The sequence below is a fragment of the Microbacterium sp. NFH-22A-Y genome, assembly GCF_021401375.1.
Lineage (GTDB): Bacteria > Actinomycetota > Actinomycetes > Actinomycetales > Microbacteriaceae > Microbacterium > Microbacterium hominis.
Window position 1 is genome coordinate 1,144,794 of the sequence record NZ_JACBGF010000001.1, and the last position, 14,601, is coordinate 1,159,394.

The 14,601-nt window shown below is 71.9% G+C and carries 11 protein-coding genes; 8 read left to right on the top strand and 3 right to left on the bottom strand.

Translation table 11 applies throughout. From position 1 onward, the window contains the following. Nucleotides 1-19: 19 nt before the first annotated feature. Nucleotides 20-1,237: a serine hydrolase domain-containing protein gene (locus tag L0965_RS05425; protein ID WP_061782087.1), complete on the top strand. Its 1,218-nt coding sequence runs from the start codon at nt 20-22 to the stop codon at nt 1,235-1,237. Between the two features lie 30 nt (nt 1,238-1,267). Here L0965_RS05425 and L0965_RS05430 read toward each other — a convergent pair whose 3' ends face one another. Beyond that, complete coding sequence (locus L0965_RS05430; protein ID WP_101305904.1) at nt 1,268-3,850, bottom strand: glycoside hydrolase family 2 protein; 2,583 nt, start codon at nt 3,848-3,850, stop codon at nt 1,268-1,270. 162 nt (nt 3,851-4,012) lie between these two features. On the opposite strand from L0965_RS05430, the gene L0965_RS05435 reads away from it, so the two are divergent. From L0965_RS05435 to L0965_RS05455, 5 genes are all read left to right on the top strand, one after another. Then, complete coding sequence (locus L0965_RS05435; protein ID WP_157831574.1) at nt 4,013-5,395, top strand: ABC transporter substrate-binding protein; 1,383 nt, start codon at nt 4,013-4,015, stop codon at nt 5,393-5,395. Between the two features lie 108 nt (nt 5,396-5,503). Then, nucleotides 5,504-6,391, top strand: coding sequence for a carbohydrate ABC transporter permease (locus tag L0965_RS05440; RefSeq protein WP_101305906.1), 888 nt, complete (start codon nt 5,504-5,506; stop codon nt 6,389-6,391). Next, nucleotides 6,388-7,263 (top strand): carbohydrate ABC transporter permease, encoded by an 876-nt coding sequence (locus tag L0965_RS05445; RefSeq protein ID WP_060960081.1) that lies wholly within the window; start codon nt 6,388-6,390, stop codon nt 7,261-7,263. The genes L0965_RS05440 and L0965_RS05445 overlap by 4 nt, the downstream gene beginning before the upstream one ends. Nucleotides 7,264-7,359: 96 nt before the next feature. Continuing rightward, on the top strand, nt 7,360-9,432 hold the full coding sequence (locus L0965_RS05450) for a right-handed parallel beta-helix repeat-containing protein (RefSeq protein WP_101305907.1): 2,073 nt from the start codon (nt 7,360-7,362) through the stop codon (nt 9,430-9,432). Between the two features lie 104 nt (nt 9,433-9,536). Further along, nucleotides 9,537-11,753, top strand: coding sequence for an alpha-L-rhamnosidase (locus L0965_RS05455; protein ID WP_101305908.1), 2,217 nt, complete (start codon nt 9,537-9,539; stop codon nt 11,751-11,753). Nucleotides 11,754-11,781: 28 nt separating this feature from the next. Here the strand turns inward: L0965_RS05455 and L0965_RS05460 are convergent, their stop codons facing one another. Beyond that, on the bottom strand, nt 11,782-12,153 hold the full coding sequence (locus L0965_RS05460; RefSeq protein ID WP_060960077.1) for a metalloregulator ArsR/SmtB family transcription factor: 372 nt from the start codon (nt 12,151-12,153) through the stop codon (nt 11,782-11,784). A gap of 85 nt (nt 12,154-12,238) precedes the next feature. On the opposite strand from L0965_RS05460, the gene L0965_RS05465 reads away from it, so the two are divergent. After that, nucleotides 12,239-13,555 (top strand): FAD-dependent oxidoreductase, encoded by a 1,317-nt coding sequence (locus tag L0965_RS05465; RefSeq protein WP_101305909.1) that lies wholly within the window; start codon nt 12,239-12,241, stop codon nt 13,553-13,555. Between the two features lie 130 nt (nt 13,556-13,685). Beyond that, nucleotides 13,686-13,892, top strand: a complete 207-nt coding sequence (locus tag L0965_RS16795) for an N-acetyltransferase family protein (protein WP_371836320.1) — start codon at nt 13,686-13,688, stop codon at nt 13,890-13,892. Between the two features lie 3 nt (nt 13,893-13,895). Here the strand turns inward: L0965_RS16795 and L0965_RS05475 are convergent, their stop codons facing one another. After that, nucleotides 13,896-14,570, bottom strand: a complete 675-nt coding sequence (locus L0965_RS05475; protein ID WP_101305910.1) for a helix-turn-helix domain-containing protein — start codon at nt 14,568-14,570, stop codon at nt 13,896-13,898. Nucleotides 14,571-14,601 lie beyond the last annotated feature (31 nt).

Sequence of the window (14,601 nt, forward strand, 5' to 3'; positions counted from 1 at the left end):
TCGGCAGTAGACTGGCGGCGTGACGGACGACCCGCAGACCCCCCGCATCCACCCGCGCGCGACCGCCCCGGCCCACGGCCACGTCCATCCCGCCTATGCCGGGGTGGCCGAGGCGTTCGCGCGCGTGCTCGAGAGCGACGCCGCCGGTGCGGCGCTCTCGATCGTCGTCGACGGGGAGACGGTGGTCGACCTGTGGGGCGGCGCCGACCCCCTCTCGGGGCGGGCGTGGGAGCGTGAGAGCGCCACGCTGGCGTTCTCCGCGGCGAAAGGCATGGTGGCCCTGCTCGTGGCACAGCAGGTGCAGGCCGGTGCGCTCGATCCCGCGCTCCCCGTCGCGCACTACTGGCCGGAGTTCGCCGCAGCCGGCAAGGAGCGCATCACCGTCGCCGACGTCCTGACGCACGTCGCCGGCATGCCCACCCTGCCGATCCGCGAGCCCGAGGACCTCCTCGATCCGCTCGCCCTCGCCGCCCGGGTCGCGGCGGCGCCGCCCGACTACGCCCCCCGCAGCGCTCGTGTCTACCACGTGCTCAGCTACGGCGTCATCGCCGCCGAGCTGCTCCGCCGCGTCACCGGGGACGACGCGGCGACCCTGCTGCGCGAACGGGTCGCCGATCCGCTGGGTGCGGCGCTCTGGCTCGGGCTGCCGGCATCCGAGGACCGTCGCTACCTCCCCGCCCTCATGGAGCCGATCGTGCCGCCGCCCGCGCCGGCCGGCACGCCGGAGTCGACCGGCGCAGCCTGCGCGGCCGCCTTCCGCAGCACGGTGCAGATCGTCCCGTTGTTCGAACGGGTCGACGGGATGCTGGGCACCGAGCGGGTCAACGGCCTCCCCTTCCGACGCGCGCTCGTTCCCGGGGGCGGTCTGGTCGCGGACGCACGCGCCCTCGCCCGGGTGTACGGGGCCTGCGTCGCGCCGGTCGACGGGGTGCGTCTGCTCGACGACGACACCGTCGGCCTGGTGTCACGCGACTGGCTCGGCGGCATCCGCGAGCCGCTGTGCCTTCCCGGCGCCGCCGCGACCGTGCGGTGGGGGTTGGGGTTCGAGATCTCGCACGCTCTGAACCGCATGCTCGGCGACGGCTCGTTCGGTCATTCCGGCATGGGCGGCCGGCTCGCCTTCGCCCACGCCCCCTCGCGCACCGGCTTCGCTTTCGTGGGACAGCGGATGACCTTTCCGCCGCCCGGCCAGGACCCGCGGTGGGCGCTTCTGCTCGACGCGCTCGCCGCGGTGTGACGGCCGGGGCGTGAGACGCCCCGGCCGTCGTCAGGACGCGTCCGCTCGCGCGAGCTTCTCCGCCTCCAGCTGCGCGAGACCGCGGTAGCCGGCGTCCGGGCTCGTCGCGGCGCGGGCGGTGCGCAGCGCGGAACGCACCGCCGCGGGCGTGAACGCGTCCGGCGCGGCGGTGCGGATCGTCCACGCCACCGTCTCGCCGGGCAGCAGCGTCTCGAGGGTGCGCTCGGCGTGCGCGTCGGAGTCGATCTGATCGACGAGCAGGGTGGCGTCGCGCAGCAGCGTGCGCGCGGTGAGGTGCACCGACACTCCCGCGGGCACCGCGTCCACCTCCACGTCGAACCGCGGCTCCGGGTCGGGGTGGACGCGATCCGTCTCGCCGAGCAGGACGCTCCGCGACGCGCGCGCCCCGGACGCGCCGGGTGCGCCGGACGCCCCGGGTGCGCCGGCGGCTCCGGGTGCGCCGGTGTCGGCATCCGTCGGGGTGAGCACCGTCGCGACGAGGAGCTCGTCGCCACCGAGGTCGGCGGCGAGGGCGTGCATCGGCACGGCGATCGCCGTGTGCGCCGGCACGTGCGCGGTGGCCTCGGTCTGCCCCGAGAGTGCACCGCGCGTCCAACGCTGCACGTCGACGACCGCGTCCCACGGCTCGGGTGTGCTGTTGCACGCGAACAGGGTGGGTCCGTCGGCCTCGTGTCGCAGGACGACGATGCGCGGGCGGTAGGCCTCGCGCACGGCGTAGGCGACCGGCTTGTAGCGGTCGGCGATGTCGATCATCGACCACGAGAGCGCGGGCCAGCAGTCGTTCAGCTGCCACACGATCGTGCCGCGGCAGAAGGGCTCGAGAGTGCGGAACCGCTCGACGCCGTAGCGCACGGCGCGCGCCTGATCGAGCTGGGCGAGCCAGTACCACTCGTCGAAGTCGGTCGGCACGCCGAAATGGGCGTCGAGCACGTCGTTGATGCGCTCCGTGCCGCCGGCCGCCTTCTGGCGCTGGATGGTCCCCGCCGAGAAGGGTGCCGGCCGCTCGTCGTGGACGACCGCGTCGAAGGTCGCGCGGGCCGGGGGTCCCTGGAACCCGAACTCCGAGACGAACCGCGGGCGTACGTCGTCGTAGGCGCGATAGTCGTCGGGGATCCACCAGTGCACCACGCCGCGGGAGGGATCGTTGGGATCGTCCCACCGTCCGCCCGACGACGGGCTGCCCACGAGATAGGCCCGCGAGGGGTCGAGCTCGGCGACGAGTCGGGGGAGGAGGTCGACGTAGAACGTCTCGCCCCAGCTCGCGCCGTCCAGCACGTGCTCCCAGTCGTGCAGGAACCAGAACCACAGGTTCTCGTTGTTGCCGTTCCAGAGCGCGAGGCTGGGGTGCGGCATCAGCCGGGTGATGTTCTCGCGCGCCTCCGCCTCGACCTCGCCGGCGAAGGGCTCCTCCTCGGGATACGCCGCGCAGGCGAAGAGGAAGTCCTGCCACACGAGGATGCCGGCCTCGTCGCACGCGGTGTAGAACTCGTCCGACTCGAACACGCCGCCGCCCCACACGCGCAGCAGGTTCGCGCCGAGGTCGAGCGTCTCGGCGATCCGACGGCGGATGTCCCGGCTCGTGACGCGGGCGGGCGAGGTGTCGTCGGGGATCCAGTTGAAGCCCCGGACGAACATCGGCACCCCGTTGACCGTCAGGCCGAAGCTGCGACCCTCTGCATCCTCGGTCCGATCGACCACGAGATCGCGGAACCCGATCCGTCGCGTCCAGACGTCCAGTGCGGTGCCGTGCGCGTCGACGAGCGTCACGGTGAGCTCGTGCAGCGCGGGTGCCCCCATGCCGGTCGGCCACCAGCGGGCGGGGTGCGGCACGACGAGCTCGCCCCGGAGGCGGTCGGAGTGCGCGGGCGCGGCGATCCAGGTGCGGGCGCCCCCGACCTCGACGAGCACGCCGAGGTCGCTCTGCCGCCCGGACTCGGCGGTGCGCTCCAGCTCGATGTCGAGCGAGATCACGCCGTCGTCGCCCGCGAGACGCGACGTGGGCCGCACGGCGCTGAGCCGGGCGGTCGACCACGCCTCGACCTCGACGGTGCGCCAGATGCCCGACCCGGGCAGGGCCGGGCCCCAGTCCCAGCCGAACGCGCACGCGTTCTTGCGGATGAAGGGCGACAGCGTGCTGAAGACGGTCCAGCGCGCTCCGAGCCGGTCGCGTTCCGCCTCCGCGGCGGCGACCGGCGAGCGCAGGGCGACGCGCAGCTCGGCGGGGCCCTCGGCGAGCTCGGGAGCGGCGACGCGCCAGGTGCGGTGCATGTTCGACAGGCGCGCGCGCGGGTCGCCGTCGATCAGGATGTCCGCGTGGGTGTCGACGCCGTGGAACACGACCTCGATCCGCTCGGGGGTGCCCGTCACGGCGGGGAGCCGGGTGCGGTACTCCCAGTCCGCTTCGCCGATCCACGTGAGCCGGTGCTCGTTGTCGTCGTCGAACGGGTCGGCGATGGCCCGCGCGTCGCGCAGCGCCATGTGCACGTCGCCCGGCACCGGGGCGTCGAAGGTGCGGCCGACGACGTGGTCGGGGAGGGGGCCCGACGCTCCGCGGAGCTGCCAGACGGCGTCGGTGGGGATACGGGTGAGCACGGCGTCGTCCTCGTCTCTCAGCGGGTGTCACGGATTTCGGATTGCGGTCTTGCGTCCGCCGCCACCCTCGGGCTAATGTGCAAAAGCGCTTTGGCATCTGGCCCGACCAAAGTACATCACGCACCGAGTCGCCTGCAATCCGACTCAGAAAGAGAAGTTTCGATGAAGAGACCACTCCGCTCCCGCCCGTGGGCGAAAGCCGCCGCTCTCGCGGCGATGACGGCCCTGACCGTCGGCGGGCTCACCGCCTGCGGCGCCGGCTCCACCCCGGCCGAGTCCGCCGGACCCGTCGAGATCGTCATCGGCAATCAGCCCGCCGCGACCGAGACCGCCCGCCTCGCCCTGTTCAACTCCCTCGTGGAGACGTTCAAGTCGCAGCATCCGAACTACGTCGTCACGACCACCGAGGACGGCTGGGACGCGCAGACTTTCTCCGCGCGGCTGGCCGCCGGAGACCTGCCGACGGTGATGGGTGTGCCCTTCACCGAGATCCGCGGACTGATCGAGCGCAAGCAGGTCGCCGACCTGACCGACGCCGTCGACCAGCTCGGGGTCACCGACCTGCTGAACCCCCAGCTGGTCGACCTCGTCTCCGCCGACGGCAAGAAGTACGGCGTGCCGACCATGGCCTACGCGATGGGACTCGTCTACAACCGTGCCCTCTTCGAGAAGGCGGGCCTCGACCCCGCCGCCCCGCCCACCACGTGGGACGAGGTGCGCGCCGCCGCGAAGCAGATCACGGACAAGACGGGCGTGCCCGGCTTCGCCCAGGTGACCACCGACAACCAGGGCGGCTGGGTGCTCGGCGCCCAGGTCGCGTCGCGCGGCGGGTCGCTCGTGAACGAGGCCGGAGACGAGATCACCTTCGACGACGCGGCCACCACCGACGCGCTGACGCTCCTGCACGAGATGCGCTGGACCGATGGCAGCATGTCTCCCAACGGGCTGATGGCGGCGCTCGATCTCGCGCAGGCGTTCGCGGGGCAGCAGGTCGGCATGTTCATCCTGCAGTCCGACGCCTACCGGCCGCTCACCGAACAGCTCTCCTTCCCCAGCGCCGACTTCGGCTTCGGGGCCATGCCGACCGTCTCGGCGGGCGACGCGCCCACGACCCTGTCGGGCGGCACCATCGACATCGTGCGCCCCGACGCGTCGCCGGCGCAGGCGAAGGCCGCCGTCGAGTGGATCCAGCTCGCCGAGCTCGGCAAGTACACCGACAAGGATGCCGCGCGCGCCGACGCGCAGGCACTCGCGTCACAGGGCTCCGCCGTCGCGATCCCCGGCCTGCCCGTCGTGACCGCCGCGGCCTACGAGCAGTACCTGTCGTGGATCTCCGATCTGAACAACGTCCCGATCGAGAACTTCCGCCCCTACCTCGACGAGGTCGCCGAGCAGAAGGTGCAGTCGGAGCCGCCGGTGAAGGGGCAGGACATCTACGCGACGCTCGACCCGGTCGTGCAGGCGGTCATCACCGACCAGGGCGCGGACATCCCCACGCTCGTGTCCGGCGCCGCCTCCACGGCTCAGGCGCTGTTGTCCCGCTGATCCGTGCGGGGCGGCGGTGAGCCCGCCCGTCGCCCCGCACCCCCACTACTCCTCGCCGCGCCGCGGCGGGGGAGCCCACCACCCGTCCCCGTCGCACCGAGGAGTCCGATGTCCGTCCGTTCCCGACGTCGCCGCACGTCCCTGGCGGCGCTCGCCGTCGCCGCGCCGACGATCGTCGTGTTCGCCGTGTTCTCGTGGTGGCCGATCGTGCGCGGCGCACTCATGAGCGTGCAGCACCCCACGTTCGTGGGCGCCGTCGAGTGGGTCGGCTGGAGCAACTTCGCCTACGTCCTCGCCGACCCGCAGCTCGGGCAGGCGGTGGGCAACACCCTGTGGTTCACGGTGCTCGCGATCGTCTTCGGATTCCCCCTGCCGCTCGCCCTCGCCGTCATGATCTCCACGGTCCGCGCCCGCCGCCGCGGCCTGTTCGCGGCGCTGGCGTACTTCCCGGTGATCGTGCCGCCGGTGGTGGCGATCCTGCTGTGGCGGTTCGCGTACGACCCCGCCCCGACCGGGCTGTTCAACAGCATCCTGGCGACGGTCGGGGCCGGACCGTTCGCCTGGCTCAACGACGCCGCGCTGGCCATGCCGTCGATCGTGCTGCAGGCAACCTGGGCGGCGGCCGGGACGAGCGTGCTCATCTACTTGGCCGCGCTCACCGCCGTCCGCCCCGACCTCTACGAGGCCGCGGCGCTCGACGGCGCGTCGGTGTGGCAACGCGTCTGGCACGTCACGCTTCCCCAGATGCGCACCATGATCCTCATCATGCTGCTGCTGCAGCTCATCGGCGCGGCCCAGGTGTTCACCGAGCCCTTCCTCATGACCTCGGGCGGACCGCAGAACGCCACGCTCACGATCCTGCTGCTGATGTACCGGTACGCGTTCGGCGGCTCCGCCGACTACGGTGCGGCCACGGCTCTCGGGCTCCTCCTGGCGGCGGCGCTCACCGTGCTGTCGGTGCTCTACCTGCGTCTCACGCGGAGGTGGCAGGCATGAGCGGCGGCCTGCTCACCCCGGCGGAGCTGCGGCGCCCGCGCACGCGGTGGGTGCTGCGCGGCGTGCACGCGGCCGTGCTGGCCGGACTGGTCGTGGCCGGGTTGGGGCCGCTGCTGTGGCTCGTCGCGGCATCCCTCGGCGAGACCACCGACGTCCTGCGCGACCCGCTCGGGGTCTTCGGGCGGATGACCGAGTGGCACCACTACGCCGACGCTTTCCGCGGCGTCGACACCGCGCGCCTGCTGGGCAACACGCTGGCGATGGCGGCGGGATCGGCGGTCACGACCGTCGTGGTGGCCCTGAGCGCGGGATACGTCATCGCGATCATGCGGCCGCGCTGGGCGCCGCTGCTGTCGGCGGGCATCCTGGCGACGGTCTTCCTGCCGGCGATCGTGTCGTTCGTGCCGCTCTACCTCACGGTGGTCGACCTGTTCGGCACCGGCATCTCGCTGCAGAACACCTTCTGGGCGGTGTGGCTGCCCGCGGGCGCCAACGCGTTCGCGGTGCTGCTGGTCACCGGGTACCTCCGCGGCATCCCGCGCGAGCTCATCGAGGCGGCCGAGATCGACGGCGCCGGGCCGCTGCGCATCCTGTGGAGCGTCGTGCTGCCGGCGGCGCGGCCCATCCTCGGTGTGGTCGCCCTGCTGGCCGCGATCGGGGCCTGGAAGGACTACCTGTGGCCCTCGCTGGTGCTCACCGACCCGAAAGTGCGGCCCATCTCGGTCGCGTTGCCGATGCTGGAGCGCACGAACGACCTGACGACCTTCTTCGCGATCCTCGTCGTCTCGGCGCTGATCCCCATCGGGCTGTTCCTGGTCTTCCAGCGTCCCCTCCTGGCCAGCGCCGGGCTCTCCGCGGGGATGAAGGACTGAGACCCGCCGCCGTCGACCCCCCGCCACCGATGCGGCCCCGCCGCCACGAAGCTCCCGCGCGCAACGGTGCGTGCGGACGAGAGAGGAGATTGGTCCATGACCGAACAGCCCATGTCGCGACCGGAGGGCCGCCGCCCCAGGTCGCGCCGCCGCGCGCTGGCCACTGCGCTCGCCGTCGTGCTCGCGACCGCAGGGGGCGTGCTGGCGGCCGAGCCCGCCCAGGCCGCCCCCACCGCGTACTACGTCGACAGTGTGAACGGCAGCGACGCCGCCGCCGGCACCAGCCCGGCGACCGCGTGGAAGTCGCTCGCTCCGGTGAACGCGCACACCTTCGCCGCCGGCGACAGCATCCTGCTCGCGCGCGGCGGCACCTGGACGGGACAGCTCGCTCCGCAGGGGTCGGGCACGGCGTCCGCCCCCATCACGGTCTCCGCCTACGGCTCGGGCGCGCTGCCGCACCTCAGCGGCGCGTCGCTCGCGTCGGGCGGCACCGTCCAGCTGCAGAACCAGAGCTGGTGGACGATCCAGAACCTCGACGTGTCGAACGACTCCGGCACCGACAACTTCGGCGATCCCACGGGTGGCACGCCCCGCTCCGGCATCCTGGTGCGCAACACCGTCGCGAACACCCTGCAGCGCGGGATCGTGATCCGCAGCAACGTCGTCAGCGACGTCAACGGATGCTTCCACTGCGCCGACATCGACGCGCACGACAACGGCGGGATCGTCGTGGACACCACCCAGCTCGGCGCGAGCTTCGACGGGGTGCTCATCGAGAACAACACCGTGCACGACGTCGGCCGCACCGGCATCGTCGTGTGGGACGCCAGCTACTTCACCACCGACATGACGGTGATCGTGCAGTCCGCCCTCACCTCGAACGTCCGCATCCGCGGCAACACCGTGATCGACCCCGACAGCGACGGCATCCTCGCCTTCGGAACCGACGGTGCCGTGCTGGAGTACAACGTCGTCCGCGGGGCGGGCCAGCGCACCACCGATGCGGGCAACATGCCGGCGTCGGCGGGACTGTGGCCCACGCGCGGCATGAACACGCTCGTGCAGTTCAACGAGGTGTCGGGCACCCGCACCCACGGCACCGACGGTCAGGGCTTCGACGTCGACATGGGCAGCAAGAACACCCGCGTGCAGTACAACTACTCGCACGACAACGAGGGCGGCTTCCTGCTCCTGATGGGTGGCTACTCGAGCGACGTGGTGGTGCGTGACAACCTGTCGGTCAACGACGCCTGGGGAGGAGTGAAGGGCGTCTTCACCTTCTCGTGGGGCGTGCCGGGACCGGTGAAGATCTACAACAACACCGTCTACATCCCCGCCGGATCGCCCGCGAACCCCATCTACTGCGACGGCGACGCCGGGGCCTGCGCCTCATCGACGCCGGGCCAGTGGTCGTTCGTGAACAACATCGTCGACAACCACGGCACCGGGTCGTACACGTACCCCGGCATGGGCACGAACGCGACGTTCGCCTCGAACGTGTTCTCGGGCAACCACCCCGCCAGCGAGCCGGCCGATGCCACGAAGATCACCGCCGACCCGCGGTTCGTCGCGGCGGGCACCACCGGCAACGGGTTCGCCGTCGCCGACGCCTACAAGCTCCTGTCGACCTCGCCGGCGATCTCCACCGGGCAGGTCGTGAGCCCCAACGGGTTGCGTGACTTCTTCGGCAACGCGCTGTCGACGACCGCGGCGCCCTCCCGCGGGTTCCACGAGGCCGCACCGCCCGCCGTCGCCCCGGCGCTCTTCGACCCGGTCAACGACTGGAGCATCAGCACGGCGCGCTCGGCGAACATCATGCTGGACACGACCGCTCCGGCATCCAACATGGCCGGCGACACCTCGCGCATCAAGCGCAGCGACGACCAGCCCGGCTGGGTGCGCTGGGATGCGGCGCCCGGCAAGACCGTGACCCTCTCGACCTTCTACTTCAACCAGGGGCCGAGCGCGTTCACGATCGTCGCCCTCGACGGCTCGGGCACCGCCACGACGGTGGCCTTCACCGCGACGGCGGCCACGGCCACGACCAACGGGTGGACCAAACGCACGATCACCAGTGCGGCGCTGCCGGCCGGCACGCGCGCCGTCGAGGTCCGGTTCGGGCTCGTGTCATCGTGGGGCGTGCAGATCGGCGACATCACGATCGGCTGAGTCCCCGTACCCCGAGAGCGGGCTCCGCGTCGTTCGCCGTCCTGGCCGACGCGGGGTCCGTCCTCGCGGGCGGTGCCCGTCGAGGAGAGGCAGGAGGAAGAGGGATGCTGGAGGGTGCGAGCGTGCTCCGCGCGCCGGAGGGATGGCGCGGAGCGCCGGGGTTCGTGCGCGCGTTCTCGGTGCCGGGCGGCGCCGCGCTGACCGCGGCGGTGCTGGAGGTGACGGCCGAGGGGCTGGTCGAGCCGCTGCTGGACGGACGGCCCGTGACCGCCGACGTGCTCCTGCCGGGGTGGACGGCGTACCGCCACCGGCTGCGCGTGGCGACCTACGACGTCACCGCGCAGCTGGGCCCCGGGCGCTCCCACGAGATCGAGCTGCGTGCCGGCAATGGCTGGTACTGCGGTCGCCTCGGATGGAGGGGAGCCCGCGCGCTCTACGGCGATCGGCCGGGTGTCGCCGCCGCGCTGACCCTGCGTTTCGACGACGGCTCGTCGCACCGTCTCGTCACCGACGACGCCTGGCGGACGGTCCGCACGGTGACGCTCTCCGACGACCTCTACGACGGTGAGCACCTCGATCTGCGCACGCGCCGCGGCGCTGCGCATCCGGTCGTCGTGGACCACCTCGACCGCTCCCGGCTCGTGCCGTTCGCGGGGCCCCCGATCGTGCGGACCGCGCGCGTCGCCCCCATCTCGGCGTGGAGCGACGGCCGCGGCGGCACGATCTTCGACTTCGGACAGAACCTCGTGGGCCGGCTGCGGATGAGGGTCCGGGGGCCGCGCGGCCATCGGCTCACCGTGCAGCACGCCGAAGTACTCGAACGCGGAGAGCTCGCCCGCCGCCCGCTGCGCAGCGCCCGCGCCGAGGACGTCGTGGTGCTGTCCGGCGGCGACGACGACGTCGAGCCCGCCTTCACCTTCCACGGGTTCCGCTACGCGCGCATCCAGGGATGGCGCGCGGTGGAGGGCGACGTGGAGGCCGTCGTCATCGGCAGCGACCTGCGCCGCACCGGACGCTTCGCCTGCTCCGATCCGGTGCTCGACCGCTTCCACCGCAACGTGGTGTGGAGTCTGCGCGGCAACACCGTCGGCATCCCCACCGACTGCCCCCAGCGGGACGAGCGCCTGGGATGGACGGGCGACATCGCCGTGTTCGCCCCCACCGCCTGCTTCCTCTTCGACATGGACGGGTTCCTCCGGGAATGGCTCACCGACCTTCGGTGCGAGCAGGACGATGCCGACGGGCGGGTGCCCTATGTCGTGCCCGATGCGCTGCCGGGGTGGAGCGTGCGCGCGGGGGAGCCGCCGGAGGCGGTGGGCGTCTGGAGCGACGCCGCGGTGTGGGTGCCGTGGGCGCTGTGGGAGTCGTCGGGCGAGCCCGCCGTGCTCGCGGAGAGCTGGGCGAGCATGACCGCGCACGTCGAACGGGTGCTCGGCCGGCTCTCCGCCGACGGGGTCTGGCGCGACGACTTCCAGTTCGGGGACTGGCTCGATCCCACGGCTCCGCCCGACGACCCGTTCGCGGCGATCGCCGACCCGGGTGCGGTCGCGACGGCCGCGCTGCACCGCAGCATCCTGATGCTGTCCCGCGCCGCGAGCGTGCTCGGCCGTCCCGGCGAGCAGAGGCGGTGGGCGGCCCGCGCCCGGCGGCTGCGCGACGACTTCCGGCGGGCGTACGCCGAGCCCGGCGGGCGGCTGCGCTCGGATGCGCCCGCCGTGTATGCGCTCGCGATCGTCTGCGAGGTGCTCGACGGGTCGGATGCCGCGAAGGCCGGGCAGCGGCTGGCCGAGCTCGTCCGCGCGTCGGGACACCGCGTCATCGCCGGTTTCGCCGGTGCCCCCTACCTGTGCGACGCCCTCACGGCGACCGGTCATCTCGACGACGCGCTGGCGCTGCTCGTCAACCGCGAGACGCCGGGGTGGCTCGCCCCGGTCGACCTCGGAGCCACCACCGTGTGGGAGCGATGGGACGCGCTCCTTCCCGACGGAACGGTCAACCCGGGGGAGATGACGAGCTTCAACCACTACGCGTTCGGCGCCGTCGCCGACTGGATGCACCGCGTCGTCGGCGGACTCGCTTCCCTCGCTCCGGGGTGGGCGCGGGTGCGGGTCGACCCGCGTCCGCCCGCCGGCCTCGCCTGGGCGCGCACCTCGATCGACACGCCGCGGGGCACCATCGGCGTGCACTGGGAACGGGATGCCGAGGGCGCGCTCCACGTGGACTACGCCGCGCCCGAGGGTGTCGAGGTCGAGCTGGCCGAGGACATCGCCGAGCGCGCGCGCCGCGTCCCGTCTGCGGCGCTCGCTCCGGCGACGGCATGACGCCGGAGCGATCCGCCGCCTACGGCCGCTACCCAGAGCTGCGGCTGGGCTCAGCGTTGATCAGCACCCCGGCGACCTGCTCGAGCGCGGTCGGCACGAGACGGTAGTACGCCCACGTTCCCCGCTTCGCGCGGGTCAGGAACCCGGCATCCGTGAGCACTTTGAGATGATGCGACACGGTCGGCTGCGACAACCCGATCGGCTCGATCAGGTCGCACACGCACGCCTCCTGGTCGAGGCTGGACGCGACGATCGACAGCAACCGCAACCGGGCCGGATCTGCAAGAGCCTTCAACGTCTGCGCCAGCTGCTCCGCGTCAGGCTGCGACAACGGCTCGGCGACCAGCGGCTGGCAACACGTCACCGTGGAGACGTCGTGGACCTCGAGCATCGCACCCATGCATCGATGATAGTCGATATTGACAGTCATCGATAGATGAGTCGATACTTGCATCGACGCACATCGATATCTTGGAGGTCACGTCGTGATTCTGTTGGATCTGACTCCCCGCGCCGTGCACAGCGATCGTCTCGCGACGCTGCCCGTGGTGATCATCGGCGCGGGGCTGGTGGGGCTCGCAGCGGCCGCAAACCTCGCCGAGCGCGGCATCGACTTCGTCGTGCTCGAGGCGGCGGATGAGGTCGCGGCGTCGGTGAGGCTCTGGGGCCATACGCGCCTGTTCTCGCCGTGGCGGCATCTGATCGATCCGGCCTCGCAGCGACTCTTGGAGGAGGCCGGATGGGTCGCTCCGGCATCGGATGACGCCCCGACGGGCGCCGAGCTCGTGGAGGCCTACCTTGCCCCGCTGGCGGAGCTGGAGGCGATCGGGTCGCGGATCCGGTTCGGGGCGCGGGTCGTTGCGGTCAGCCGGGAGGGCATGGATCGGACACGCACGGCGGGCCGCGCACAGGCGCCGTTCCTGCTGCGGCTGCGACACCGTGACGGGTCGGTGGAAGACATCACCGGGCGGGCCGTGATCGACGCATCCGGCACCTACACGACGCCGAACCCGCTCGGTTCATCCGGGCTCTCCCCGATCGGCGTCGAGGCTGCCGGCGATCTGGTCGTGCACGCTCTCCCGGACGTGCTCGGCGCGGACCGGTCCCGGTTCACGGGCCGGCACACCACTGTGGTCGGCGCCGGTCACTCGGCCGCGAACACGCTGATCGCGCTAGCAGAGCTGGCGAAGACCGCGCCGGGAACCCGGGTCAGCTGGCTGATCCGCAACGCCTCCGCGATCCGCGTCTCCTCGTCCCCTGACGACGAGCTGGAGAACCGCGCGCTGCTGGGCTCGCGGGTCGACCAGCTCGTCGCGACCGGGCGCATCGACCTCGTCGACGGGTTCGAGATCTCCACCCTCCACCGCGGCAGCGACGGCGTGGTGCTGCACGGCTCACGGCGCGGGGAACCCGCGCAGCACAGCACCGACCTGGTCGTCAACGCGACCGGGTTTCGGCCCGACCTCGACATGCTCCGCGAGGTGAGGTTGGAGCTGGATGACATCGTGGAGGCCCCGCGCCGGCTGGCGCCCCTGATCGACCCGAACGAGCACTCCTGCGGCACGGTCGAACCGCACGGGTTCCGCGAACTCACCCACCCGGAGCCCGGATTCTTCCTGGTCGGCATGAAGTCCTATGGCCGCGCACCGACCTTCCTGCTCGCGACCGGTTACGAGCAGGTCCGCTCCATCGTCGCCTGGATCGATGGCGACATGCCCGCCGCCACCCAGGTCGAACTCGTCCTGCCCGCGACGGGGGTCTGCTCCACCGACATCGGCAACGGCAGCTCCTGCTGCTCATGACTCGTATCCGGCCGATGACCTCGGAGGACTGGGCCGCGGTCGAGGAGATCCTCGCTGCGGGGATCGCCGGGGGTGAGGCGACTTTCGAGACCACGGGCAGGGCATCGGCGCCGCGCTGCTGCACGCGTTCATCCACGTCGCCGACGACGCCGGCTACTGGACCATCCAGTCGAGCATCTTCCCGGAGAACACCGCGAGCCTCCGCCTGCACGACCGGGCCGGGTCCCGGCGCATCGGCACGCGGGAACGCGTCGCGCTCATGACCGTCGGCCCACACGCCGGCACCTGGCGAGACACCGTCTCGATCGAACGCCGCTCCACCCGCAATGGCGGCTGAGGGTCAGGTCAGGGCGAGTATCCGCGGTGCCAACCGCGTCACCCGCGCGGACAGATCCGCGAACGTCGCCTCGAACGCCTCGTCCGTCGCGACCGGCACCGGGTCGGGCACCGACCAATGCACCATCCCTGCGGGGAACTCCTCGTGCGCGCGGTCACACACCGTGATCACGAAATCCGTGTCCTTCACCAAGCCTTCGATCTGCTGCGGCGCCGCGCCGGCAAGATCCAGACCGTGACGCGCCGCGGCGGCGACGGCACCGGCAGCCACGTCGGCTGCGGGATGCGTCCCCGCGCTGACGGCGGGGATCTCGCTGACGTCGTTCCACAGCGCCTGTGCCAGCTGAGACCGAGCCGAGTTGGCCGAACACACGAACACGACCCGGTCGGCACCGGCCGTCGCGAACGATCCCAGTTCGACCAGTGCGCCCGGGATGAGCGCCACATACATCCTCCGGCCGTCGCCCTCGGACCGAGTCCGCGACACGATGCCCACCCGCTCCAGCACTTTCAGATGATGCGCGAGCAGGTTCGAGGTCATCCCCGGCAGCTCGTGCAGTAGCTCGGTCGGAGAGAGATCTCCGAAGGACAGCAGGTCCAGCATCCGCAGCCGCGCCGGATCGGCCAGGGCGGCGTGTTTCGCAGCCCGCACCTCGAGAGAATTTCGCTCAACGTTCATTACCTCAATCTTGACTGAGTTATAGTCGTGT

What these genes read in the sequence shown, in the direction of transcription:
- L0965_RS05435 (WP_157831574.1), top strand. Translation starts at nt 4,013, where the DNA reads ATGAAGAGACCACTCCGCTCCCGCCCGTGGGCGAAAGCCGCCGCTCTC.
- L0965_RS05440 (WP_101305906.1), top strand. Translation starts at nt 5,504, where the DNA reads ATGTCCGTCCGTTCCCGACGTCGCCGCACGTCCCTGGCGGCGCTCGCC.
- L0965_RS05445 (WP_060960081.1), top strand. Translation starts at nt 6,388, where the DNA reads ATGAGCGGCGGCCTGCTCACCCCGGCGGAGCTGCGGCGCCCGCGCACG.
- L0965_RS05450 (WP_101305907.1), top strand. Translation starts at nt 7,360, where the DNA reads ATGACCGAACAGCCCATGTCGCGACCGGAGGGCCGCCGCCCCAGGTCG.
- L0965_RS05455 (WP_101305908.1), top strand. Translation starts at nt 9,537, where the DNA reads ATGCTGGAGGGTGCGAGCGTGCTCCGCGCGCCGGAGGGATGGCGCGGA.
- L0965_RS05460 (WP_060960077.1), bottom strand. Translation starts at nt 12,153, where the DNA reads ATGGGTGCGATGCTCGAGGTCCACGACGTCTCCACGGTGACGTGTTGC.
- L0965_RS05475 (WP_101305910.1), bottom strand. Translation starts at nt 14,570, where the DNA reads ATGAACGTTGAGCGAAATTCTCTCGAGGTGCGGGCTGCGAAACACGCC.